Annotated in this window: 24 protein-coding genes; 10 read left to right on the top strand and 14 right to left on the bottom strand. The window is 72.9% G+C overall.

Annotation, left to right across the window (positions count from 1 at the left end):
* Nucleotides 1-8: 8 nt before the first annotated feature.
* The 3 genes from ASD48_RS05480 to ASD48_RS05470 all read right to left on the bottom strand — a co-directional run bounded on the left by ASD48_RS05480 (nt 9) and on the right by ASD48_RS05470 (nt 2,109).
* Nucleotides 9-416, bottom strand: a complete 408-nt coding sequence (locus ASD48_RS05480; protein WP_057600229.1) for a rodlin — start codon at nt 414-416, stop codon at nt 9-11.
* A gap of 128 nt (nt 417-544) precedes the next feature.
* Nucleotides 545-1,588, bottom strand: a complete 1,044-nt coding sequence (locus ASD48_RS05475) for an LCP family protein (RefSeq protein ID WP_057601016.1) — start codon at nt 1,586-1,588, stop codon at nt 545-547.
* Between the two features lie 110 nt (nt 1,589-1,698).
* Complete coding sequence (locus ASD48_RS05470; RefSeq protein WP_057600227.1) at nt 1,699-2,109, bottom strand: rodlin; 411 nt, start codon at nt 2,107-2,109, stop codon at nt 1,699-1,701.
* A 232-nt stretch (nt 2,110-2,341) separates the two neighbouring features.
* On the opposite strand from ASD48_RS05470, the gene ASD48_RS05465 reads away from it, so the two are divergent.
* From ASD48_RS05465 to ASD48_RS41560, 3 genes are all read left to right on the top strand, one after another.
* Nucleotides 2,342-2,755, top strand: coding sequence for a rodlin (locus tag ASD48_RS05465; RefSeq protein ID WP_057600225.1), 414 nt, complete (start codon nt 2,342-2,344; stop codon nt 2,753-2,755).
* Between the two features lie 304 nt (nt 2,756-3,059).
* Entirely contained in the window at nt 3,060-3,287 is a 228-nt protein-coding gene (locus tag ASD48_RS05460) for a chaplin (protein ID WP_057600223.1), read from the top strand.
* A gap of 130 nt (nt 3,288-3,417) precedes the next feature.
* Entirely contained in the window at nt 3,418-4,647 is a 1,230-nt protein-coding gene (locus ASD48_RS41560) for a chaplin (RefSeq protein ID WP_242432546.1), read from the top strand.
* Nucleotides 4,648-4,724: 77 nt separating this feature from the next.
* On the opposite strand, the gene ASD48_RS05455 is transcribed toward ASD48_RS41560, so the two are convergent.
* Nucleotides 4,725-5,969 (bottom strand): NAD(P)-binding domain-containing protein, encoded by a 1,245-nt coding sequence (locus ASD48_RS05455; RefSeq protein WP_057600221.1) that lies wholly within the window; start codon nt 5,967-5,969, stop codon nt 4,725-4,727.
* Nucleotides 5,969-7,312, bottom strand: coding sequence for a hypothetical protein (locus ASD48_RS05450; RefSeq protein ID WP_057600220.1), 1,344 nt, complete (start codon nt 7,310-7,312; stop codon nt 5,969-5,971). The genes ASD48_RS05455 and ASD48_RS05450 overlap by 1 nt, the downstream gene beginning before the upstream one ends.
* 161 nt (nt 7,313-7,473) lie before the next feature.
* On the opposite strand from ASD48_RS05450, the gene ASD48_RS05445 reads away from it, so the two are divergent.
* The gene (locus tag ASD48_RS05445) at nt 7,474-8,874 is read left to right on the top strand and encodes a glycosyl hydrolase (RefSeq protein WP_057600218.1); all 1,401 of its coding nucleotides are present in this window, start codon (nt 7,474-7,476) and stop codon (nt 8,872-8,874) included.
* 28 nt (nt 8,875-8,902) lie between these two features.
* On the opposite strand, the gene ASD48_RS05440 is transcribed toward ASD48_RS05445, so the two are convergent.
* Genes ASD48_RS05440 through ASD48_RS05400 form a run of 9 tightly spaced genes read right to left on the bottom strand, consistent with a single transcriptional unit; the run spans nt 8,903 to nt 19,346 of the window.
* Nucleotides 8,903-10,018, bottom strand: a complete 1,116-nt coding sequence (locus ASD48_RS05440; RefSeq protein ID WP_057600217.1) for a GNAT family N-acetyltransferase — start codon at nt 10,016-10,018, stop codon at nt 8,903-8,905.
* On the bottom strand, nt 10,015-10,662 hold the full coding sequence (locus ASD48_RS05435) for a hypothetical protein (protein WP_057600214.1): 648 nt from the start codon (nt 10,660-10,662) through the stop codon (nt 10,015-10,017). Before ASD48_RS05435 ends, ASD48_RS05440 begins: the two co-directional genes overlap by 4 nt.
* Nucleotides 10,659-11,822, bottom strand: a complete 1,164-nt coding sequence (locus ASD48_RS05430) for a glycosyltransferase (RefSeq protein WP_057600212.1) — start codon at nt 11,820-11,822, stop codon at nt 10,659-10,661. Before ASD48_RS05430 ends, ASD48_RS05435 begins: the two co-directional genes overlap by 4 nt.
* A complete protein-coding gene (locus tag ASD48_RS05425) occupies nt 11,819-12,559 on the bottom strand; it encodes a polysaccharide deacetylase family protein (RefSeq protein ID WP_079073616.1) in 741 nt (246 codons plus the stop codon). Before ASD48_RS05425 ends, ASD48_RS05430 begins: the two co-directional genes overlap by 4 nt.
* Complete coding sequence (gene murJ, locus ASD48_RS05420; RefSeq protein ID WP_057600208.1) at nt 12,546-14,282, bottom strand: murein biosynthesis integral membrane protein MurJ; 1,737 nt, start codon at nt 14,280-14,282, stop codon at nt 12,546-12,548. Before murJ ends, ASD48_RS05425 begins: the two co-directional genes overlap by 14 nt.
* The gene (locus ASD48_RS05415) at nt 14,279-15,589 is read right to left on the bottom strand and encodes an O-antigen ligase family protein (protein ID WP_057600205.1); all 1,311 of its coding nucleotides are present in this window, start codon (nt 15,587-15,589) and stop codon (nt 14,279-14,281) included. The genes murJ and ASD48_RS05415 overlap by 4 nt, the downstream gene beginning before the upstream one ends.
* Nucleotides 15,590-15,596: 7 nt before the next feature.
* Nucleotides 15,597-17,012 carry an exopolysaccharide biosynthesis polyprenyl glycosylphosphotransferase gene (locus ASD48_RS05410; RefSeq protein ID WP_057600204.1) on the bottom strand — a complete coding sequence of 472 codons (1,416 nt, stop codon included), beginning with the start codon at nt 17,010-17,012 and terminating at the stop codon, nt 15,597-15,599.
* Nucleotides 17,009-18,184 carry a glycosyltransferase gene (locus ASD48_RS05405; RefSeq protein WP_057600202.1) on the bottom strand — a complete coding sequence of 392 codons (1,176 nt, stop codon included), beginning with the start codon at nt 18,182-18,184 and terminating at the stop codon, nt 17,009-17,011. Before ASD48_RS05405 ends, ASD48_RS05410 begins: the two co-directional genes overlap by 4 nt.
* 49 nt (nt 18,185-18,233) lie before the next feature.
* Nucleotides 18,234-19,346, bottom strand: coding sequence for a hypothetical protein (locus ASD48_RS05400; protein WP_057600200.1), 1,113 nt, complete (start codon nt 19,344-19,346; stop codon nt 18,234-18,236).
* Nucleotides 19,347-19,584: 238 nt separating this feature from the next.
* Between ASD48_RS05400 and ASD48_RS05395 the strand changes: the two genes are divergently transcribed.
* The 6 genes from ASD48_RS05395 (at nt 19,585) to ASD48_RS05370 (ending at nt 23,421) form a co-directional block, all read left to right on the top strand.
* The gene (locus ASD48_RS05395) at nt 19,585-19,824 is read left to right on the top strand and encodes a chaplin (RefSeq protein WP_057600199.1); all 240 of its coding nucleotides are present in this window, start codon (nt 19,585-19,587) and stop codon (nt 19,822-19,824) included.
* A 285-nt stretch (nt 19,825-20,109) separates the two neighbouring features.
* Complete coding sequence (locus tag ASD48_RS05390) at nt 20,110-21,003, top strand: hypothetical protein (protein WP_057600197.1); 894 nt, start codon at nt 20,110-20,112, stop codon at nt 21,001-21,003.
* A 174-nt stretch (nt 21,004-21,177) separates the two neighbouring features.
* Complete coding sequence (locus ASD48_RS05385; protein ID WP_057600194.1) at nt 21,178-21,465, top strand: hypothetical protein; 288 nt, start codon at nt 21,178-21,180, stop codon at nt 21,463-21,465.
* A gap of 169 nt (nt 21,466-21,634) precedes the next feature.
* Entirely contained in the window at nt 21,635-22,135 is a 501-nt protein-coding gene (locus tag ASD48_RS05380) for a DUF5949 family protein (RefSeq protein WP_057600192.1), read from the top strand.
* A complete protein-coding gene (locus ASD48_RS05375; RefSeq protein ID WP_057600190.1) occupies nt 22,135-22,731 on the top strand; it encodes a vitamin K epoxide reductase family protein in 597 nt (198 codons plus the stop codon). Before ASD48_RS05380 ends, ASD48_RS05375 begins: the two co-directional genes overlap by 1 nt.
* 168 nt (nt 22,732-22,899) lie before the next feature.
* Nucleotides 22,900-23,421, top strand: coding sequence for a hypothetical protein (locus ASD48_RS05370; RefSeq protein WP_057600189.1), 522 nt, complete (start codon nt 22,900-22,902; stop codon nt 23,419-23,421).
* Nucleotides 23,422-23,643: the final 222 nt, after the last annotated feature.

The raw sequence follows: 23,643 nt of genomic DNA, 5'->3' as shown, positions 1-23,643 counted from the left end.
GCTGCTGCTCAGCCGTTGCCCGCGCCGTTGCCGGCCAGGACCGAGATGTCGTCCAGGATGTGCGACAGCGGCTCGTCGCCCTTGGCCTGGGTGGAGTTCTCGACGCACTGCTGGTTCTGCGGGGCGGACAGGATCGGGATGTCCTGGACGCCGATGTTCAGAGCCGCGATGAGCGACTGGGCGTTGACCTTCGCCGGCAGGCCGATGCACGGCTTGTTCAGCGAGCCCTGGACCAGCGACAGCTGCGGGCTCAGGTCGCCGAAGGTGGCCGAGTTGCCGAACTCCGACGAGGCGCCGTTGCCGCTGGCGGACGTGGTGCCGCTGTCGTCACCGATGGCGAGGGCCTGCGGGGCGCTCATCGCCGCAAGACCGGCGACGGAGGCGGCGAGGGCCGCGGTCGCCCACAGCTTCTTCATGTTCGTTCCCTTCGAAAACGCGGACTCCGGGGGAGGAGCTGCGTGATCAACAACGGGCCGGAACCGCCCGGGGTTGCGCCCTGTGCCCCGATCGGCGCAGCGCATCGCGCACGGCTGCCGTGCGCCCCTCAGTGGCACGCGTACGCGCTCCCCCGCACCGCAACCGTCTTGCCGAGGATGTCCGGCGGGTCCTTGGGCTTGGGCTCCGCATCCGGCTCGACCAGCGGCCGGTCGTCGCGCACCTTCGTGAAGAGTGTGTCCGCCTCCTTCGGGTCCCAGGCCAGCGCCGCGCCGATGCCCAGCCGGGCCGGGGCGAACCCCGCGATCGGCACGGTCGTGAACTCCGTCGCCGAGTCCGGCAGCCGGTGCAGCGCCGCCGCCAGTCCGACGAGCTCGCCGGCCTGGAAACCCTGCCGCCCGGACCCGAGCATCATCTCCGCCAGGTGCGTCATACGCCTCGGATGGGTGAGCAGCTTCCGTTCCCTCACCTCGTGCCAGGCCTGGACGAGGAAGCGCTGCTGACGCTGGATCCGGCCGAGGTCGGCGCTGCCGTCGACATGGCGTGAACGGACGTACTGCAACGCCTGCCCGCCACCGAGGCGGTGCTTGCCGGGCTTGAGGTCGAGCCTGGTCGCGGAGTCCTTCAGCCGCCGCGGCGTGCACACCTCGACGCCGCCGACCTCGTCCACGCTGTTCATGAAGCGCCGGAAGTCCACCTGGAGGAACCGGTCGATGTTCAGCTTGGCCATCGACTCCACGGTCCGGATCAGGAGCTCCGGACCGCCCTCCTGGTAGGCGGCGTTGAGCTTCGCCGGATGCGGCGGGCGTTCCCTGGCGCCGGGCTTCTCCCGGTACGGCGGGATCTCCGCGGCGGAGTCACGGGGCATGGCGATCACGCTGACGCGGTCCCGGTGGGCCGAGACGTGGATCAGCATCAGGACGTCCGAGCAGCCGCAGGGCTTTCCGCCGGCGTGGAACTTCTGCTTCTGGGCGGCGGTGAGGGTGTCCCGTTCGTCGGTGCCCATCAGCAGGATGTTCAGCCCGCGCGGGGCGTGCTCCCTGTGGGGTAGTCCGGGCAGTGAGGGGAGGGCGGAACTGCCGAGCAGAGCGCCCGTGGCGGCCAGGACGATTCCGGGAATCGCCAGGCGGCGTGGCCAAAGGTTTCTCTTCATCGTCACGCGCCGCACGCTAGAACAGCGGGCCGCCGATGATCCGGCGGCCCGCTGTCCGGGCGGAGAATCCACCCCGGGGCTCAGGAAAAGAACCCGTTCAGCGCGTGGGCTCAGTCGTTGGCCGCACCGTTGCCCGAGAGGGCCGAGATGTCGTCCAGGATGTGCGACAGCGGCTCGTCGCCCTTGGCCTGGGTGCTGTTCTCGACGCACTGCTGGTTCTGCGGGGCGGACAGGATCGGGATGTCCTGGACGCCGACGTTGACCAGGGCGAGGATGGACTGGGCGTTCAGCTTCGCCGGCAGGCCGATGCAGGGCTTGTTGAAGGAGCCCTGGATGAGCGCCATCTGGGGGCTCATGTTGCCGAAGGTGGCCGAGTTGCCGAACGACTGGCTCGCGCCGTTGCCGCTGGCGGAGGTGGTGCCGCTGTCGTTGCCGATGGCCAGTGCCGGAGCCGCCGCGGCGGCGGAGACGCCGACGACGGAAGCGGCGACCGCGGCGGTGGCGAGAACCTTCTTGATCACTTGATGAATCCCTTTCGGTGAGAAGCCCCGTCCACCGGAGCGTTTGGATTAACGTCACCTGACCTGTTTGGTTGCTCGGATTCACTCCGATGGCCCATTGGGGTGAACTCCGGCCACCGGGACGTAAAAACCGATCGGGTGACTGGCCGCAACCAAATCCGGCGCTTCCTGTTGGTTCGGTGGCAGGCACATGGTCCTGGCCACGAGTCAGGACAGGGAAAGGAATAGCGAAATGCTCAAGAAGGCAATGGCCGCGGCGGCGGTCGCCGCTTCCGTCGTCGGTATGTCCGCGGCGGTCGCCCCCCAGGCGCTTGCCATCGGGGACGACGCCGGCACCACCTCCGCCAGTGGCAACGGCGCGCACGAGGCGTTCGGCAACTCGGTGACCAAGGGCGACATGAGCCCCCAGGCCAGCCTGGTCCAGGGCACCGCCAACAAGCTCTGCGTGGGCCTGCCGGTCAAGGCCGACGTGCAGTCCGTCCTCGCCATCCTCGCCAACGTCGGCGTCCAGGACATCCCCGTCCTGTCCGCCCCGCAGAACCAGCAGTGCGCCGAGAACAGCACCCAGGCCAAGGGCGACGAGCCGCTGTCGCACATCCTGGACGACATCTCCGCGCTCTCAGGCAACGGCGTGGCCAACCACTGACGTCCCCGGCACGGCCCGCCGGACGGCCCGTCGCGTTCCCGGCGGGCCGTCCGGTCGGAGTATTTTTCTTCCCGCTGACTTCCTGTCATTTTCTTTGCGATTCCGGCGAATCGTTTCCCCTCCGGTGGGCCGTTCGCGTTAATCACCCGAAGGCGTTCGAGTGAATTCCCGGGCGACGCGCGTTCGGAAGTTTCTCGGCTGTCTATCTCTCGTTTGCAGCTTGCGGGTCATGGTGCGAGCCGTTCCAGTTGCGCTCGCTCGGTTCCGACCGTCATCTGGGCATGACCGCAGAGAAGGGAAACTCATGAAGAAGAGCGCTGCTGTTGTCGCGGGTCTGATCCTGGCCCTCGGCGGGGCTGCCCCCGCCTTCGCCGACGCCGGTGCCAACGGTGCGGCCATCGGCTCGCCGGGTGTCCTGTCGGGCAACGTCGTCCAGGTTCCGATCCACATTCCGATCAACGTGTGCGGCAACTCGGTCAACGTCATCGCCGCGCTGAACCCGGCCGGCGGCAACGTCTGCATCAACGACTGACAACGCGACACGCCGGCCGTACCGCCGGATCGAGGCCGGCCCTGGACGACACACCTGTGGTCCAGGGCCGGCTTTTCCCACTTCTACCAGCAGGAAGACAACGAGATTGCGACAGACCCTGAGCAGGGGAATGGTCGCGGCCGCCGCCGCGACGGGCATTCTGTCCCTGTACGCGGGCGGCAACGCCCTCGCCGACGCAACAGCCCAAGGAGCCGCCAAGGGTTCGCCCGGGGTCCTGTCGGGCAACACCGTCCAGGCCCCGGTGCACGTTCCGGTGAACGCCTGCGGCAACTCGGTAGACGTCGTCGCCGCGCTCGACCCGGCGTTCGGCAACTCCTGTGCCAACCTCTCGGACACGCACGGACATCGCTCACACGCCGCACCGCCCGGTGACGGCGATCCCCGCGACGGGGACTCCGGTTACGGGGGTTCGGCCTACGGGGACTCCGGTGACGGGGATTCGGGCTACGGGGACTCCGGGCACGGTGATTCGGGCCACGGYGACTCCGGCTACGGCGACTCCGGTGACGGGGGTTCGGGCCACGGCGACTCCGGCCACGGGGGTTCGGGCTACGGGGACTCCGGTGACGGGGGYTCGGGCCACGGCGACTCCGGCTACGGGGATTCGGGCCATGGCGACTCCGGTTACGGGGACTCCGGTGACGGGGGTTCGGGCCACGGCGACTCCGGCTACGGCGACTCCGGGCATGAGAACCATGGCCCCGGGGACGACTGCGGGGGCTACGGCGACACCTGCGGCGGTGGCGGTCACCCGACCCCGCCTCCGGGAGGGGGTCACTCGACTCCGCCGGGTGGTGGGCACACGAGTCCGCCTCCGCACGGGGGTGGCAGTACTCCGCCCGGTGGGGGTCACTCGACCCCGCCTCCCCATGGCGGTGGCAGCACTCCGCCGGGTGGTGGGCACACGAGTCCGCCTCCGCACGGCGGTGGCAGTACTCCGCCCGGTGGGGGTCACTCGACCCCGCCTCCCCATGGCGGTGGCAGTACTCCGCCGGGTGGTGGGCACACGAGTCCGCCTCCGCACGGCGGTGGCAGCACTCCGCCCGGTGGGGGCCACTCCACCCCGCCACCCCACGGCGGCGGTCACTCCACCCCGCCTCCGCACGGCGGTCACTCGACCCCGCCTCCGCACGGTGGTGGCGGCGGTCACTCCACCCCGCCTCCGCACGGCGGGCACACCGCGCCTCCGGAGGGTGGCGGTGAGCACAGCTCGCCCCCGCAGCTGCCGCACACCGGCGGTGACCGCACGGCTCTGCTGGCCGCCTCCGGCGTCAGTGCGGTGCTCATCGCGGGTGGCGCCGTCCTGTACCGGCGAGGCCGGGCCGCGTCCCGTAGGTGAACACACCGGGTGCCGGACGCCCTTGCGCCCGGCACCCACGCCTCACCCGGCACCCACGCCTCACACGCTCACCCGGCTCACCGCCGTACGGCGTCCGCCGCCCCGTGCCGACCCGGTGCCGGGATCACCCCGCTCGGTACGCCCGTACGCAGCCGGCGCCGTACGCCCCGGACGAGGGTCCTCGCCGTGAAGGTCGCGCCGTACACGAAGCGCATCGCCGGGCCGAAGCCGGCCGCCGTCGCGAGGCCGGCCAGGAACAGGCCGGGGTGGGACGACTCGAAGTCCCGGCCCACCTCGGGGGAGCCGTCGGACACCGCGGCCAGCGTCCCGCGCAGTTCGCCGGAGAGCAGTCCGAGCCGGTCACGGGTCGCCTTGAAGCCGGTGGCCGCGATCACGTGCTCGGTCTCGAAGGAGTCCCCGCCGGCCACCTCCAGCCGTACCCCGCCCGGTACCGCTCGCGCCGCCGTCACCTCGTGGTCGAGGCGTACCCGCACGGTGCTTTCCACCCGGTCCCGCACCCACCAGGCGCCGGCCGGGCCGAGCGCCGTCGTCGCGATGCGCGCCCGGGTCGGTTCCGGGAGCCTGCGGTAGAAGCCGGGGCGTTCGGCGTAGAACCAGTTGCGCCAGCCGCAGCCGAGCCCGCTCTGCGGGGAGCGGACCGCCTGCCACCACGGGCGCTCCCACGGCGGCGGCACATCGTTCCAGCGCAGCCGGTCCGCGCGGGCCAGCACCCTTACCCGCGAGCCCTGTTCGGCGAGCAGGGCGGCCGTCTCCAGAGCCGCCTGGCCGCCGCCGATCACCGTGACGTCCCGGTCGCGGAAGCGGTCGAGGTCACCGTGGTGGCTGCTGTGCGAGACCAGGTCGCCGGGGAGCCCGCGCAGGACGGCCGGGATCTCGACGAACGGCATGACGCCCACGGCGAGCGCGACCGTCCGGGCCCGCACGCACTCGCCGTCCGCGGTGACCGCCTCGAAGCCGCCCGGCAGGGACACGATCCGGGTCACCGTGCGCTCGTCGACCTCGGGGACGGCGTTGCGGGCGAACCACAGCCCGTACCGCGCGAACATCTCCACCGGGATCGGCTCCCCGTGCCGGGCCGTCACGCCCTGGGTCGCGCAGTACGCGTCGAGCCGCCAGCGGGCCGCGGGGTCGGAGAGGTTGGAGGCCCACGGCTCGGACTTCAGGAACATCCCGCCCGGCATGTTGTCGCGCCAGGAGGCCATCGGCCGGCCGAACACGCGCAGCTTCAGCCCGGCGGCCGCGGCGTGCGCCGCGATGGACAGGCCGTACGGGCCCGCACCCACCACCAGCAGGTCGTCCATCAGCAACTGCTCGCTTTCTCGTCGTCGATCGGTGCGGCCGGGGCGGGTGCGGTCGGGGCCGGCGCGCCGGGCGGCGGTTCGGTCAGGTCCGTCAGGGACGGCGTGGGCGGCGTCGCCTGGCGGACCACCCGGGGCCGCACCCCGGCCGCGCCCGAGGCACCGGCCCGGCGCAGCCGGTCGAGCAGCCGACGGGCGACATGGGCGCCCCACAGGCCCCACATGGCCCGGCCGGGGGAGGTGTCGTCGCCCGCGTGCCAGGCCAGCTCACGGCCGCGGCGGGCCGGTCGCAGTGCGGCCAGCGGCGCGTAGTTCTCCACCACGAACGCCCGGCCCGGCAGCGGCACCCCCGCCGGCAGCGGACGGTGGGTCAGATCGAGGTGCTGGGCGCGGACGACGTCGAGTCCGCCGCCGTCGGCGAAGAGCCGGAACTGGGCACCGGGGCGCGGGTTGAAGTCGAGCAGGTGGTAGTCGCCCGTTGCGCCGCAGCGGCGGAAGTCGAGGTCGAAGATGCCCCGGTAGCCGAGTTCGTCGGTGAGCCGCTGGGCCAGCGTCCGCACCTGCGGGTTCTCGGTCCACTCGCCCACCGCCGTGAGCCCCGCTCCGCGCGGCCACGCGCACAGCTTGCGGCCGGGGCCGCCGCCGCCGACCGCGCCGGAGCGGTCGGCGTACCCGTGGAAGAACCAGTCGCGGTCCGGGCCCGGCGGCAGGAAGGCCTGGAGCAGCAGTTGGCTGCCGGCCTCGGGAGTGCGCAGGTACAGGTCGCGCGCCTCCTGGGTGGAGCGCACCACGACGGTGCTGCGCAGCCCCGAATCGGCGGGCAGCAGCCAGGGCCGGCTCCACTTCGCCACCACCGGCAGGCCGAGCCGCCAGGCGGCGGAGGCGGCCTGCGCCGCGCTGTCCGGGATCACGGTGAGCGGGTGCGGCACGTCCGCCGCCGCGCACAGCCTCGTCAGTTCCGCCTTGTCGGCGACCCGTTCGGGCACCGAGCCGGGCTGTTGCGGCAGCAGATAGGCGGGCGCCAGCTCCTCACGCAGGCGGCTCACCGCGACCGCGCCGGCGTCGTCCATCGGGATCAGCACGGCGGGCCGCTCGACGCGGGTGGCCACCCGCAGCAGCGTGGCGGCGATGTCGGCGAGGGCGGCGCCTGGGGGCGGCGGGGGATGCAACTGGCTTACGAAACGGGACTTGCGTACGGGACTTCCCGTGGAGTCGGCGACCACGTGCACGTCGATTCCGGCTCTGCCGAGAGAGCGCACGGCACCCAGCGTTCCGTGGTGAAAGGGATTCCGGTCGATCCGCAGCAGAACGGCGGGGACGCGGGTGTCGAGCAGCGACTCGGGCATTTTTTCCGGGTCCTTCGGTTCAGTTCACCGGTATGGGCGATCGAGGCACTCGAAAGCCCTAACGGCGGTGGCGTAATTCCTTTTCGTGTGACTTTCATATGACTGAGTGTCAGTAACGGGCGTTCCTTGCGCGTTACGTGAGAGTGGAGAAAGGAGCAGGCATGGCTCCACAACAGCGACCCGCGCGGTCCCGACGGCTGGCCGTCGTCGCGGCAGCGGTCGCGGCGTCGGCCGCCCTGGCGTCCGGACCTGGATTCGCCGCGGGCGCGGGGGTGGTGCGGGTCGCCGATCCTCCCGCTCCCACCCCGACCGTCCCGACCGCCGCGGCGACCCTTCCCGCACCCGCCGAGCCCGGCCCTGTCGTGCCCGTCCCGGGCACGGCACCGGCGGCATCGGTGACCCCGGAGGCGCCGGTCACCCCCGAGGCGCCCGTGACCCCGGCGGAGACCGTCACGCCGTCCACCCCGGCCGTCCCGCCCGCGAAGAGCACTCCCGCGTTCGGCGCCTACCTCGACTACGGGGCCCGGGGCGTGGCCCGGATCGCCGAGCTCAGCGAGTGGCTGGGCGGTGCGGAGCTGCGCGTCGGCCACACCTACCTGCCGGGTGACCGGTGGCAGAACATCGAAGGTCCGCCCGGCTTCCTCGACGTGTGGGCGGACTGGAGGCTGGAGAAGGACGACCGCATGCTCGTCCTCAACGTGCCCATGATGGAGCGCAACGAGGAGGGGGTGTCCGACGAGGAGGTGCGCGGGCTCCTGCGGCAGGGTGCGGCCGGGGAGTTCGATCACCACTTCAGGGCTCTCGCCGAGCGGCTGGTCGCGCTGAAGGTGCCGGACACGGTGATCGTGCTCGGCTGGGAGATGAACGGCATCACGTACACCCATCGGTGCGGGCCGGACCCGGAGGCCTGGAAGAAGTACTGGAACAGGATCGTCTCCACCATGCGCTCGGTGCCGGGCCAGAAATTCAGGTTCGACTTCACGCCGACCCGCGGCAAGGACGCCGTTCCGTGGACCGAGTGCTATCCGGGGGACGACACGGTCGACATCCTCGGAATGGACTCCTACGACCAGCCGACCGGCCTGTCCTTCGACGAGCAGGTGAAAGAACCCTACGGGCTCCAGGCACACGTGGACTTCGCCAAAAGCCATGGCAAGCCCATTTCCTATCCCGAATGGGGACTCTTCCGCAACGGTGACAACGCCGAATACATGCGGCGCATGCTCGCCTGGATGGACGAGCACAAACCGCTGTACAACACGGTGACGGACTACTGCCCGCACGGTGTGTGGCAGTGCGGGCAGAACCCGCAGTCGTCCGCCGTCTACCGTTCCTTGCTGTCCGGCCGCACCGACGAGCCGAGCACGCCGCCGACGAGTCCGGCGCCCTCCGTGGAGCCCTCCGTCGAGCCGTCGCCCCCGGCGCCCTCTACGGATCCCACGACCGAGCCTCCCGTCGAACCCAGGCCGAACTGCACCCCGATGGACCTGGGCGACTGGGTCGAGTACTGGATCGGCGGCAAGCTGTGCTTCCGGCTGGACTGGTGGTCGGACGACGAGTGAACCGCGGTGCGGTGGCGGCAGGCCCGCGTCAGGACCTGCCGCCACCGTCACGCTCCCTCCGCTGCTCCAGCCGGAGCAGCAATTCCTTGCCCCGCCGTCGCGCGGCCACGTCGCACACGACCGCCGACAGCAGCGGCGCGGTACGCCGACGGGCCAGCAGCAGCCGCTGGTTGACGACCGGTTCGGGTCGCCAGTGGTGCTTGTAGGGCTCGTTGCCGCGCAGCAGGCTGAGCGCGGCGCGGCCCCCGCTGCGGGAGTGCTCGGCGCACGCGTCGAGCAGCATCACCGCCACGTCCGCCTTGCGTTCGCGCAGCCGGGGATGGGCGCCGTAGAGATAGCCACCGGCCAGCCGTCGCGACAGCAGGGTCAGATCGACGGCCACCACGTCGTCGTCGAGCCGGAACTCGGTGACCACCGCGTCCCCGGAGCGGACCATCGGCCCGACCGACCGCACCAGGTGTTCACAGAACCGTGTCCGCAGGTGCTCGCCCGTCACCTTCCGCCCCTGCCACTGCAACTGGTGCAGTTCCAGCAGCCGGCGCAGCGCCGAGTCGACCTCCTCCGGGCACACGACCTGACGCTCGACGCCCAACGCGGTCAGCTTGCGCAGCTTGGCGCGCACCCGCTGGGCCTTCGCCGACGGCAGCCGCGCCACCAGCTCGTCCATGGGCACGGCGGGCAGCTCCAGGCACACCGAGTCGCTCACCCGCCGCCGGGGGCCGTGCCAGCGCTCGTAGACCTGCTCCACCGCACCGCCCGGCCGCACCTCGCGGAAGTCGATCAGTGCCGTGCGGGCGGCTGCCGCCAGGCCCTCGGTGAGCGCGGCGACGGCCTGCTCGCCCTGTTCGTCGTCGACGAGGACGTCCCCGTAGTCGGAGATCGCCCCGCCGAGCGGCACGAGCGCGGGCAGCGGTCGGCGTACGGCCATCAGCGGGGCCGCGGCGACGAGTTCACCGCCGTCGCGGACCAGCAGCAGACGCAGCCGGCCGCGCCTGCCGTACGACAGCCACCACGAGTGCAGCCAGGCGTGGCTCTGGAACGGGGTGGCACTCGCACACCGCTGGTACAGCCGGCCCCAGGCCGGGGCGAGGGCGGCGAAGGCCTGCTCGTCGGTGACGAGTTCGGTGGTGAACGTCGGCTTCACAGCGCTCCGTGGGCGTCGGCGGCGAAGGCCGGACCGGGGACGGCGGCGGGGCGCGCGGCCTCGTCCTCCCGGCCCCGCCTCGGACGCGCCAGCAGCAGCAGCCCGCCGAGCAGACCGCCCGCGCTCGCCCCCACCAGACCCGTCACCGCCGGCGACACCGAGGAGGGGCCGGTCGGCCGGACCGCGCGGGCGAACTGCTGGAGCTCGACGTTGGTGGCGGCCTTGGAACTCCTGGCGTGCTGGGTCAGCGAGCGGGAGACCGCGTTGGCCATGTCCGCGGCCAGGTCGGCCCGGGTGGAGGTCGCCGTGATCGAGACCATCGGCGCGTCCGGCGAGGTCGCCGTCTGCACGCTCTGCTGGAGCGTCTTCACCGGCACGCCGGCCCACACCTGCGCGTCCCCGAGCACCGCGAGCTGCGTGGCGACCCGGCCGTAGGCCTGCGCGAAGCCGAGCGCGGACGCAGGGTCGGACTTCTCGGTGGGAACGGCGACGACATAGGCGGTGGCCGTGTACGCGGGCGGCTTGAGGACGCCGTACGTGCCGCCGAGCAGACCGCCGGCGACGGCGCCGACCGCGAGCAGGGACCAGGGCGGGAGCGCCTTGGCGCGGCGCAGGGCGGCGGGGCGGCGGGGGTTCTCGGTCATGGGGAACTGACTCCCTGGGGTGTCGGGGTGGCGGGGGAGAGCAGGGGCGGTCCGGAAACGGTGGCCGTGTACACGTCCATGAGCTGGGCGGCGCTGCGGGTGATGTCGTAGTGGCGGGCGGCTTCGGAGGCGGTGCGCGGGCCGGGGGGCTGCGCACGTGCCTCGGTCAGCGCGCGCACGAACGCCTCGGTGCCGCCGGTCACCCGGCGGGCGCCCCTCGCCGGGGCGGGCAGCTGCTCGATCGCGGGGCAGGAGGCGTAGAGCACGGGCAGGCCGCAGGCCAGCGCCTCGACGACGGCCAGGCCGAAGGTCTCCTCGGGGGAGGGGGAGACGAACAGGTCCATGGCGGAGGTGAGGGAGGGCAGGTCGGGGCCGGGGGTGCCGTCGGGGACGCAGGGGCGTTCACCGGTGAACAGGACCCGGTCGGCGACCCCCGACTCGTGCGCGGTGCGGCGCAGCACGTTCTCCTCGGGTCCGCCGCCGACCAGCACCAGCCAGTGGTCGGCGGGCAGCCGGGCGAGGGCGTGGATGAGGACGTCGAAGCGTTTGGCCGCCGTGAGCCGTCCGACGCCGCCGACGACACAGGCGTCGTCGGGCAGGCCGAGGCGGCGGCGGGTGCGGCGGCGGGCGTCCGGGTCGAAGCGGAAGCGGGCCAGGTCGATGCCGTTGGGGACGACCTCGATCCGGGGGGCGGGGACGCCCCAGCCGCGCAGACGGTCGGCGACCGTGGGGGAGACGGCGACCGTGGTGCGGCCCAGCCGCTCGCTGGCCAGGTAGAGCGCGCGGACCCCGGAGGTCAGTTTCCGCCCCTCCATCTGCGACTCGCCCAGGGAGTGTTCGGTGGCGACGACCGCGCGGACCCCGGCGAGCCGCGCGGCCAGCCGGCCGTACACGCAGGCCCGGTAGAGGTGGGTGTGGACGAGGTCGTAGCCCCCGGAGCGGATGATGCGGACCAGGCGGGGGAGCGCGGCCAGATCGCGGTTGCCGGCCATGCCGAGGTGGACGACCCGGACCCCGTCGCTCTCCAGCCCTTCGGCCACCGTGCCCGGGTTGGTCAGCGTCACCACCTCGCACTCGACCGGCAGATGCCGCAGCAGCAGCCGCAGTTGCTGCTCGGCACCGCCGACGCCGAGCCCCGTGATGATGTGCAGTGCCTTCACCGCAGCCCCTCGACGGGCCGCCGGCGCAACCGGTGCAGCCGGTACTTCAGATGCATGCGGAGGGAGTTGTCGCCCTGCCCGATGTGCAGGCGGGGAAGGGCGTGGAGCCCGTTCAGCGGGCCGGGGTCGATCGCGCAGGCGTAGGAGTAACCGGCCTCGCGCACGGCGTCCATGGCGCGCCGGTCGATCGTCCCGTACGGATAGCAGAAGCCCTCGGGCTCGGTGCCGAGCAACGCGGTGAGGGCCGCGCGGCTGTCGACGGTCTCCGTCTTGAGGGTGAGTTCGTCGGCCTTGGTGAGATCGACGTGGGTGAGGCCGTGCGAGCCGATCTCGACGCCCTCGGAGGCCGCGCGGCAGATGCCGTCGGCGGTCAGCAGCGGCTTGCGCGGGCCCAGCGGGTCCCAGGCGTTGTCGCCGCCGAGCCGGCCGGGCAGCACGAACAGGGTGGCCGTGCAACGGTGGCGGCGCAGCACGGGAAGCGCCTCGGTGAGGAAGTCGGCGTACCCGTCGTCGAAGGTGAGACCGACCAGGTCGCGGCCCTCGCCCCGGGCGCGGGCGGCGAGCAGCTCCGCCATGGAGACGCCGCGCAGCCCGCGCCGGCGCAGCCACACCAGCTGCTTCTCCAGCCGCTCGGGGGTGACGGTGATGCGGTACGGATCCTCGGAGCAGTCCCCCACGGAGTGGTACATCGCCACCCACGGGACGGGAGTGCGTCTGCTGTGGTCAGGAGCGGACATGGGAGAACCTTCGGGTCGCGGAACGTACGGAACGGAGTGCGGAGGCGATGCCCTGGGAGCCCAGGGCACGGCCGAGCAGCAGGAAGACGACGGTCACGGTGAGCCCCCCGGCGGCCAGGCCGGACAGGGGGTCGGTGAACCGCCCGGCGGCGAAGGACCCCGCCAGGGTGGCCACCAGGGCCGCCCGCACCGGTCGGCTCAGTTCGCGCAGAACGCCCCGGACCTCGACCGGAACGCTGCGCGGACCCATCCCGGCCAGCAGGACGAGGGCGGTGACGGTGATGCCGATCGCGTTGGCCGCGGCGATCCCGTACACGCCCCAGACGCCGACGCTCAGCGCGCCGATCCAGGAGGTCACGACGATCCCGGACGCCATCGCGGCGACCGGGTACCAGGAGCCCCGGCCGGCCGAGAAGTAGGAGCGGACCAGCACGCCCACCAGGGTCTGGCCGAGCAGCCCGAGCGCGTACACCCGCATCACGCCGGCCGTCGCCGCCGTGTCCTTCGCGGTGAACGCGCCCCGCTGGAAGAGGACTTCGATGATCTGCGGCGCACAGGCCAGCACGGCCGCCGTGCCCAGCAGCACGACACACGCGGCCAGTGCCAGATCCCGCTCCACCCGGGAGCGGGCCCGTTCGGTGTCCCCCTCGGCCAGCGCGCGCGCGACCACCGGGAAGGTGACCGTGCACACCATCACCGACAGGATCATCGGCATCTGCGCGACCTTCTGCGCGTAGTTCAGGTGCGAGATCGCCCCGGCCGGCAGCTGCGAGGCGAGGAAGCGCTCGATGAGGACCTGGGACTGCCGGCACAGCGCGAACAGGAGCACGGTCGTGAGGAGCAGGGTGTCGAGAGGCCGGGGCACCTCCTGCGCGGAGGCCTCCTCGGTCACCCCGCGCTTCCTCAGGCGGCCCAGCAGGGAGGGCAGCTGGACGAGGACCATCAGCAGCCCGCCGACCGCGACCCCGGCCGCCGCCGAGCGCACCCCCCAGCGCCCCCCGAGCACGAACATCCCGGTGATGATGCCGACGTTGTAGGCGACGTAGATCGCCGCGGGAGCTCCGTACCGCCGGTGCGCGCGCAGGGCGGCGCTGCAGTACCCGGCGAGCCCGAAGCTCACCACGCAGGTGGCGGTGAGCCGGGTGCAGTCGACGGCGAGCGCGGGGTCGGGCAGGCCCGGGGCGAGGACCTCGACCAACTGCGGTGCCAGGCCGATGAACAGGGCGCCCACCGCGACGAAGGCCAGCGACAGGCGGGGCAGCGTGCCGGCGACCAGGGCGCGGACCGGGTCGCCCGGGGCGCCCTGGGAGCGGCGGGCCAGCGCCATGCTGAACGCCGGGATCAGGGCGAACGCGAGCCCGTCCTCGATGAGCAGCGTGGCCGCGAACTCGGGCACGGTCCACGCCACGAGGAAGGCGTCGGTGTCGCTGCCCGCCCCGAACAACCGGGCCAGCGCCTGGTCCCGCACCAGCCCGAGCAGGGCCCCGGCGAGGGAGAGCACGGCGGTGACGAGCGTGGCCTTGGCGAGGAACCGACGTGAGGCCGGGGGGAGTTCGCCGCACTCCTGCCCGCCGCCCGCCGTCTCGCCGCCCGCCGTCTCGTCGGCCGCCGTGGCGGCGGTCGCGGCCTCGTCGGCCGTCTCCCCGGACCGGGCGGCGGACCGCGCCGACGGCACGGAGGCGGGACCGTCCGTGCGAGGCGTCCGGGGAGGGGTGACCGTCATCGGGTCAGCGCCTCCTCGCGGCCGTCGGCACCGACCAGCGCCCACCAGGCCACGGCCCCGAAGACGACGGCGGTCAGCACGGTCGACGGACCGCCGATGTCGGCGTACGTGAAGTCCACGAGTTGCCAGATCAGCAGGCCGCAGGCGACGAGCGCACAGTCGAGGCCGGGTCCGGAGCGCCGGACCCGGAACCATCCGCGCAGCCCGCACGCCAGCATCGCCAGCCAGCCGCCCGCGAGGGCGAGCAGCCCGATCAGGCCCTGCTCGCTGAGGATCAGCAGGTACATGTTGTGCGGGGAGAGCAACGGCTGCTTGACGAATCCGCCGCCCGCCCCGTCGGTGTCGCTGCCCGAGGACAGCGCGAGCGAGGCGTGGCCGTCGCGGTGCTCGGGGAAGCCCTTCAGCCCGACGCCGGTCAGCGGCTGGTCGCGCCACATGCCGACCGCCGCCGCCCACATCGTGTACCGGTCGGTGACCGACTGGTCGGGCGCGTCCCTGACCTGCGTGATGCTGTTGACGCGCTCCTGGAGCATCGCCGAGCCGACCCCGAAGCCGCCCACCAGGATCACCCCGGCCGCGGCCGCCACCGCGCCCACCTTCAGCGCCCGCCGCGGCCCGGCGAGCGCCACTTGGATCGCGCAGGTCAGCACGGTCGCGATCCACGCGCCCCGGCTGAAGGAGAGCGCCAGCGGCACCAGCAGCGCGAGCGCCGAGCAGGCGGCGATCACCCGCTGCCGTACCGGGGTCCGGCCGAGTGCCAGCCCGACGGCGCAGATCAGGCCGAACGCCACGACGGTCGCCATGCCCATCACGTCCTGCGGCCCGAAGGTGCCGACCGCCCGGATGTTCTCGCCCTGGTAGGAGGCGCCCGTCCCGGTGACGAACTGGTGGACGCCCACCGCCCCCTGCCACCCCGCGAGCCCGACGAACGACCAGGCCAGCACCCGGAAGTCGGTCCGGTCGCGGACGAGGAGGACGACCGCCGCCGGGACGAGCACGAAGATCTGGAGGTAGCGGCCCAGGCCGGAGAGCCCCGCCCCCGGCGAGGACGCGCCCATCGCGGCGAGCGCGAGCCCGACCACCGGCAGTCCGAGCACCAGGGCGGCCGTACGGGACAGCGGGCGCCGCCGCTGCCGCAGCAGCCGGACCACGCAGAACAGCACGACCAGCGCGGACAGCGCGTCGGCCGGTCCGGCGCCGCCCTCACCGCCGGGGCCGATCGGCAGGCCGAGCAGGGCGACCACGGCGACCACGGGCAGGACCGGTGACAGCGTCCGGGCGCGGGGCATGGGCAGGGCGAGGGTCATCGGCGATTCAGCTCCCGGTCGGTCGCACGAGGGCGGCCGCGGTGCGCAGCAGGATGCAGACGTCCTGCCACAGCGACCAGTTGTCGATGTACGCGTTGTCGAAACGGGCCCGGTCCTCGATCGAGGTGTCGCCGCGCAGCCCCTGGACCTGGGCGAGGCCGGTGATGCCGGTCTGCATCCGGTGGCGGGCCGCATAGCCGGGATAGGTCTGGCTGAACTGACCGACGAAGTAGGGGCGTTCGGGGCGCGGTCCGACCAGGCTCATGTCGCCGCACAGGACGTTCCACAGCTGGAGCAGCTCGTCCAGCGACGTCTGGCGCAGGATGCGGCAGAAGCGGCTCATCTCCCGCTCGCCGGCCACGCTCCACCGGGTCGCGGCCTCGTGCTCGTCGACGGGGCGGTGGGTGCGGAACTTCAGCAGCGTGAACGGCCGCCCGTCCTTGCCGATGCGCTCCTGCCGGAAGACGACCCCGGGCCCGTCGGTCAGCCGCAGCACCACCGCGCACACCGCCAGCAGCGGGCTCAGCAGCAGGAGCAGCGCCCCGGAGACCGCGATGTCCAGCAGCCGCTTGCCGAGACTGCCCCGGCGCCGGCCGCCCATGTCGAGACGCCGGCAGGAGAACCCGGCGAGCTGTTCGCGGCTCGCGTACGAGGGGGTGTCGGCGTCGACCTCCCACACCGTGCAGCCCGACTCGGCGAGCGCCCGCAGCAGCGGGCCCTGCACGGTACGTACGGCGGGATGGACGCACAGCACGTCCCGGACGCCGTTCTGGATGAGGGCCCGCTGCACCTCCTGACCCGTGGTCAGCACGGGCAGTCCGTCGGCGCCGTCCGCCCGTTCGGTCACGATGCCCACCGGCTGGACCCCGGACCTGGGGTGCCGCAGCACGGCGGCGGCCACCCGCTGCGCGGTCGCGGCGGGGCCGATGACGAGCGCGGCGTGCGGACGGCGCAGCAGCGCCCGGCGGTACCGCAGGTGTACCAGCGCGCGGCCCGCGCAGCCGGCCGCGGCCTGTGCCGCGCACCCGAGGACCAGGGTGCGGACCGACAGCGCGTGGGCCGGGTTCCACGCCGCGACGAGCGTGCCCAGCGCCAGCCAGGCCACCGCGATCCGGCCGCAGACGGTGGGCAGTTCGTCCAGCACGCCCACCACCGGACGCGGTCGCTGCGGGCGCAGCAATATGGTCGCCGCCACCAGCAGGGCCACCAGCAGGGGGCGGCGCTGCGCCCCGGTCAGTGCCAGCGCGCCCACGAACGTGGCGAGGCCGTCGGTGCACAGCAGCGGCAGCGGCGAGGCGGGGCGCGCCGGGGGCCGCCGGGTGGGGAACCGGAATCCCGCTCCGCTCTCCCGGCGCGGAATGACCGAGACGGGAGAGTACCCGGGCTGCGCGCCGGGAGAGGGGACGGTGCTTTCCGCAGTCACGAGTGGATGGACTCCCTGCACTCGGTGGGCGCGACGCGCGCCCCTTGTGTGGTCGTGAGCAGTTCGCGGTACACGTCCGCGACCGCCCCGGCCGTGCGCCGCACGTCGTGCGTGGTCAGGACGTGCCGGCGTCCCTGGTGGCCGAGCGACTCGCGCAGCAGCGGGTCGAGCAGCAGTCCGGCGACGGCACCGGCCAGCGCCGCCGGGTTCCCGGCGGGCACCAGACAGCGGGGCGCGAGCGCGGCCGGCAGGCTCTCCCGGGCGCCGTCCACGTCGGTCACCACCACGGGCCGCCCGCAGGCCAGCGCCTCCAGCGGGGCCAGTGCCATGCCCTCCCAGCGCGAGGGCAGCACGACCAGGTCGGCGGCCTGGTACCAGGGCACGGCATCGGTGACGGCCCCCGCGAACAGCACCGAATCCGGCGCGCGGGACCGCAGCCGCTCCCCGTCCGGTCCGTCGCCGACCAGGACCAGCCGGGCGCCGGGCACCTCGCGCGCGATGTCCGGCCACGCCGTCAGCAGGACGTCCTGCCCCTTCTGCCGGCACAGCCGCCCCACGCACACCACCAGCGGTGCGGCCGGTTCGAGTTGGGGCAGGAGGGAGGCCCGTACGGTGTCGACGGAGGCGGGGTGGAAGCGCTCGGGATCGATGCCGTTGGGGATGACGCTGACCTGCCCGCCGATCCGGGCGCGCAGGCCGGTGGTGCGCTCCGCCTCGCTCACACACACCAGCCGGTCCGCCCAACGGGCGCCGAACCGCTCCCACCTGAGCGCCAGGGCCGCGGTGGTGCCGCCCACCGCCTCGAAGGACCAGGCGTGCGGCTGGAACACGGTCGGGATCCGCCCGCGCACCGCGAGCCGCCCGGCCAGCCCGGCCTTCGCGCTGTGCGCGTGCACCAGGTCGGGGCGTACCTCGGCGAGCAGGCGTACGAGCCGTCGTACCTCACCGGGGAGCGAGGGCCCCGGCGACCGGCTCGCCGCCCAGTGCCGCACGTCCGCGCCCAGGGTCCGCAGGTCCCCGGCGAGCCGGCCGGCCGGGCACGCCACGGTGACGTGCAGGCCGTCCGCGAGCTGGGCCCGCGTCAGATCCGTCACGACCCGGGCGACCCCGCCGTCCACGGGCTGGGTGAGATGCAGGACCCGCGGTCTGACGTCGGGTTCTGGCTGGTGCATTGCGCGGTTTCCTCGCTCACGGTGGCGCTCGGGACGGGCGGGAACGCGCCTAGTGCTTCTTCCGTGTGTCGACGGCGACGAAGAGCGCCCCGGCCCACGCCGCGTCCCGGTGGGAAACGAGCCGGACGGCCAGCTGGTCACCGCCGCGCCGCAAACCGCCGCTCAGATCGAACACATCGGAGTCGTAGCCGAGGGTGTTGACGTACGCCGGTACACGCGCCGCCGGAGCCTCCCCCGGCTCGCTGATCGTGGAGTTCAACACATCGTCAGATGGGTTGACCGCGTCCGTGAGCGCGACGGCCGGTCGGCCACCGGTCGAGAACATGAGCGAATCACCCGTTCGGCCGCGGTCGCCGTCGTACGCGACGAGCCCGGCCCGGCCGCCCGCGCCCCGCGGAACGGCGAGCCCGCGCAGCCGGATCTCCTTGCCCGCGGGGGAGCCGAGGGTGTCGAAGCCGTCCCACAAGGACAGGTCCCGCAGCGGCTCCCTCGGGTTCTCGTACGCCACGACGAGCGTCCAGCCGCCCCACGCGCCGGCCGCCGAACGGCCCATGGCCACGTTGATCTGGGCGACCGTGTACAGACCCTGACCGCTCGAGCGCACCAGCCCGGTGACGTCCGCGGAGGCCTGGAAGGCGTCGGCGCCCTGGGCGACCCGGTGGCCCACGACCGTGTCCGCGAGCACCGCCTTGTACTCCCCGCCGGGCTCGGCGATCAGCACCCGCCCGTTGTCCTTGGGCGGCTTCTGCTCGCCGACGCGCAGGTTGCCGCCCCAGTACAGCCGCGCGTACGACACCCGCGCGCCCTGCGGGAGCCGGACCTCGGCGCGGGAGGAGTTGTAGGTGTTCGGGTCGCGGTCCACGTCGACGTAGAACATGTTGAAGGCGTTGTTGACGGCCGCTCCGCCCGCGCGCGCGGAGGGACAGGCGGGCGCCGCCCGGCCCGTGGGCGTGGTGGTGGTGCGGCAGCTGATGGCCGCGTTCGCCGCGCGGACGATCCCGCCGTGCTGTGTGGCGTGGTAGCGCTGTTTGAAGGCGAGTTGCTCCGCCTCCGCGGCGGGCGGCGCACCGGCCGCCCGGGCGCCGCCGGGTGCCCAGAGGGCGGTGAGGGCGAGAACGCCGACTGTTGCGCGGCGTAGCAGCGGACCCAGGGAATTACGCATGACCGGCGGTGCCCTTTCGTGCGATTTGCTTGCTATAGGCGTGCGTCGGATGGGGCGCAACTCTAGCCGCTGTCCGGATTAATCCACCGAAACCGGACAAGTGTGTCGGAATGGTGAAGTCGAGCTCCGGTGACATCACTCGTTTGGCGGCACAACCCCCGCGGGTCCCGCGCGTTGACTTCAGCGCCGGGCATCCCCGCCCGGGTGTTTGTGTCAAAACCCCAAGGAGCACCTCTCCATGTCGCGTATCGCGAAGGGCCTGGTCCTGACCTCCGTTGCCGCCGCGGCCGTCGCCGGCGCCTCCGGCATCGCCGCCGCCGACAGTGGCGCGAGCGGCGTCGCCGAGCACTCCCCGGGCGTGCTGTCGGGCAATGTCGTCCAGGTTCCCGTGCACATCCCCGTCAACGTCTGCGGCAACACGGTCAACGTGATCGGCCTGCTGAACCCGGCGTTCGGCAACACCTGCATCAACGACTGACGTCTCCTCCCTCTCCTTCGAGGTCACGACACGTCATTCGCCGAACGGCCGCCCTCCCGCCAGGAGGGCGGCCGTTCGCGTGTGGGTGGCCAGCCGTCGACGGCCTTGCCCCGAATGGGGGGAGAGTGCCTCGACACGCTCGGTGAGCCTTGACAGGCCCTCTCACCAGGGGTGATGCGAGTGAGCTGGACGAATGCCCGTCACGCACAGCGATCGAACTGTTGCGGAGGGCGACCGTCGTTTGCACGGTGGGGACAAGACCCGACGCAATCGAAAGGAATTCCCATGCGTGGTCTGCCCGTACGGCGTATTGCTTCCACCGCACTTTGCGCCACCCTCGTCCTCGGCATCTCCGGCCCCGCCGCCATGGCGGCCGACGGAGCCGCTGCCCATGAGCGCAAGGTCGCGTCGTCGAATACGCCCGTCGCCGGCACCGACGCGCTGCTCGCCCAGGCCCAGGGCCTCGGTGAGCTCGGCACTGTCCTCACCCCGGTAGCCAACCTCCTCAACACCGTCCTCAAGGCCGAAGACGGCCAGCTCACCGCCGAACAGGCGACCGAGCTCGGCGACGCCGTCAAGGCCGCCGTCGCCAAGATCACGGCGGCCACCCCGGCCACCCCGGCCACTCCGGCGACTCCGGCGACTCCGGCGACCCCGGCCGACCCCGAGGCGGAGCCGGCCGACCCGGCCGCCGCGGTCCCGGCGAAGCCCGAGGTCCCGGCCGACCCGGCTGCCGAGGTCCCGGCCAAGCCGGCCGACCCGGCCGCCGCGGTCCCGGCCAAGCCGGCGGTGCCCGCCGACCCGGCCGTCGTGCTGCCGGCCAAGCCCGCGGTGCCCGCGGACTCGGCGGTGGTGCTGCCGGCGAAGCCCGCGGCGCCCGCCGACGCGGCCGCCGCCCTGCCGGCCAAGCCCGTGCTCAGCAAGGGCGGTGACGACGCCAAGGCGAAGGCCGCCGCCGACCCGGTGGCCGACGCCGTGGCCGCCCTGGACAAGGCGGTCGCCGCTCTCCTCGCGGCCGCGACGTCCCTCGACGTCAGCCAGGTCGCCCCGGCGGTGACCGGGGTGGTGTCGGGCCTGCTCGACCTGGTCAGCGCGACGCTGGCCGGCGCCGGTCTGACGCTGCCGACCCTGCCGGCCGAGGCTCCGGCCGCGGCCGTGCCGGCGGTGCCCGCCGGCTGACGCTCGCCCGGTGATTTCCGCACCCCGGCATTCCGCCGGGGTGCGGAAATTTCTGCGCACACGGTTTCCGGTCTCGGCGGGGCTCGTTAGGCACGACGTCAGAATTTCCCTGGTGACCCGATTCGCCGACTGGTCGAGTCGCCGAGTCGCCGAGTCGCCGAAGAAAGGAATCCGATGAAGTCCCTGAAGGCTGCCGCTGTCGTTGCCGGATCCATCGTCCTCGCCGGTGCCGCCGCGCCCGCGTTCGCGACCCCCGCCGACCTCACGCCCACCAGCCTCAACGGTGCCGTGGACACCCTCGCCAGGGGTCCCATCAACCTGGAGGACGCGATGCCGGTCCAGCACCAGTCGGACGCGCTCGACACCGAGAACAAGGACTCCGTGCTCAGCACCGTCAAGGGCGCGACCGGTGCCCTCAACAGCCACACCGGCCTTCTCGGCGGGCTGCCGCTGCGGGGCTGAGTCGCCTTTCCCGCAAGGGCCGGTCACGTCACCGACGGGACCGGCCCTCGGTGCTGTTCGAGGCGAGTCGAGCGGCGCGTCCCTCGTTCGTGTGGAGCAACGGACCGGCGTCCCCCGGTCGGGTGAGAACACGCCCGAATGCCCCCCGATGCGCCGATAGGGTCGCGCGGTGACCTCAACCCCGAGCGCAACCCGCCCCTTCCGCGTGGCCGACCTTGGCACCCTCGTCGTGATGCCGTGGAGCGGCGAGGCCCCCGACGGCAGCGACATGCCCTACCTCCTCGCCTACTCCCTCGGTGACACCGAGGAAGGCCCCGAGGGGACCGCCGTGGCCGTCGCGCGTCTGCTCACCGACAACGGCATGCCCGTCGGCGGGGACGTCGTCGACGGCACCGAGCGGCCTAGCCTGCCGTTCACCCTGCTCGTCGAGTCCGGTGCGGCCGTCCTGAACATGCCGGGCCTCAACGCCCAGTGTCTGCCGCCGCAGGAGTGGCTCGCGGCCGTCGAGCAGCGCGGCTACGCCTACCTCGTCCTCACCACCCGTGCCTGGCCGGAGGCCGTTCCCGGCCGGGCCGTCACACCGGATCAGCTGGCCGCGTTCGCGGGCGCCCACGAGACCCTGACGGCCGCGGCGCACATCGTCCTGCCCGCTCGCAGTCTGCGCGGCTGATGCCCCGGCCGCACCCGGCGCCCGCGGGCGGCGGCCGCGCGTACGCCCTGCTGCTCGTGCTCACCGGTGCGGCCGGACTGCTGGCCGCCTGGGTCATCACCCTCGACAAGTTCAAGCTGCTGGAGGACCCCGGCTTCACCCCCGGGTGCAGCCTCAACCCGGTCGTCTCCTGCGGCAGTGTCATGACGAGCGACCAGGCCTCGGCGTTCGGGTTCCCCAATCCGATGCTGGGCCTGGTCGCCTACGGGATCGTCGTGTGCGTCGGCGTGAGCCTGCTGGCCGGCGCCGTCTTCCCGCGCTGGTACTGGCTGACCTTCACCGGCGGCTGTCTCTTCGGCGTCGGGTTCGTGTCCTGGTTGCAGTTCGAGTCCCTGTACCGGATCAACGCGCTGTGTCTGTGGTGCTGTCTGGCCTGGGTCGCCACGATCCTCATGTTCTGGTACGCCGTCGCGTTCGACGTACGCCACGCGTTCCTGCCGGCCCCGGCCGGAGTGCGGAACTTCCTCGACGAATTCACCTGGGTGCCGCCGCTGCTGCACATCGGGGTGATCGGCATGCTGATCCTGACCCGGTGGTGGGATTTCTGGACGAGCTGACCATCCGTCCGTCGTACCTCCGGCCTCGGCTCTCTCTCGCCTCAGCCCCGTATGGCATTCGCACTATTACGGCACACGGGGGAATTGTGAACTGATGTCGTTTTCCGGCTCGTTACCCGGTACGGACGCAACGCCCCCCGAACCCCTCCGAAAGGGCCCGTACCCGAGATGAAGTCGACCACCCGAGGAACCCTCGCCGCAGTCATCACGTGTGTGGCGGCCGCCGCAGGTGCCGCCGCCTCCGTGACCCCCGCCGCCGCGATCGGCACGGTGCCCGTTCCCGTACCGCTCGACGGCGTCGAGAAGTCCCTCAACGTGGAACTGCCCACGATCGGCGGCGAGATCCCCCTGCCGACGCCGGGTGCGCCCGAGGGCCCGCGTTTCGTCGAGGGCCGGCTCATCCCGGAGCGGGTCGTTCCGCAGCTGCCCGTCGCCGCGGGGCTGCCCGGTGTGGGGCTGCGCGCGCCCCTGCCGGAGGTCCTGGGGAGCGACTTCAACCACCTCGGCCTCGACGCCCCCGCCTCCGACCTGCGCACGCTGAGCCCGGGTCTCGCCCTGGAAGCCCCGCTGACCGCGCCCAACCCCGACCGCTACGGCCTGCCGGACCCCCGGCTGCCCCAGGCGGGAGTGATCACCCCGGTGCTCCAGGCGGTGCCCGGCGCGAACCTCGGTGTGGACGAGGGGCTCTAGCCCCTCCGGCGGGCGGATCGCCGCGCACCACGGGCCCGGACGCCGTCGTCCGGGCCCGTCGCCGTGTCCGGATCCGTCTCCCCGGCGGACCGTTCGGGCGCCGGGCGGTGACCAGGAGGGCCGCCGGGCGGTTACCCCCATGGAAACGCTGCGGAAAGCCGCTGCAGAAACGCGCCGCAGAAACCCGCTGCAGAAAGCCGCCGCAGAAAGCCGCTACGGACA

It is taken from the genome of Streptomyces sp. Root1310, from assembly GCF_001426425.1.
Lineage (GTDB): Bacteria > Actinomycetota > Actinomycetes > Streptomycetales > Streptomycetaceae > Streptomyces.
The sequence above is the reverse complement of the archived record's forward strand: the minus strand, read 5'-3'. Positions and strand labels throughout refer to the sequence as shown.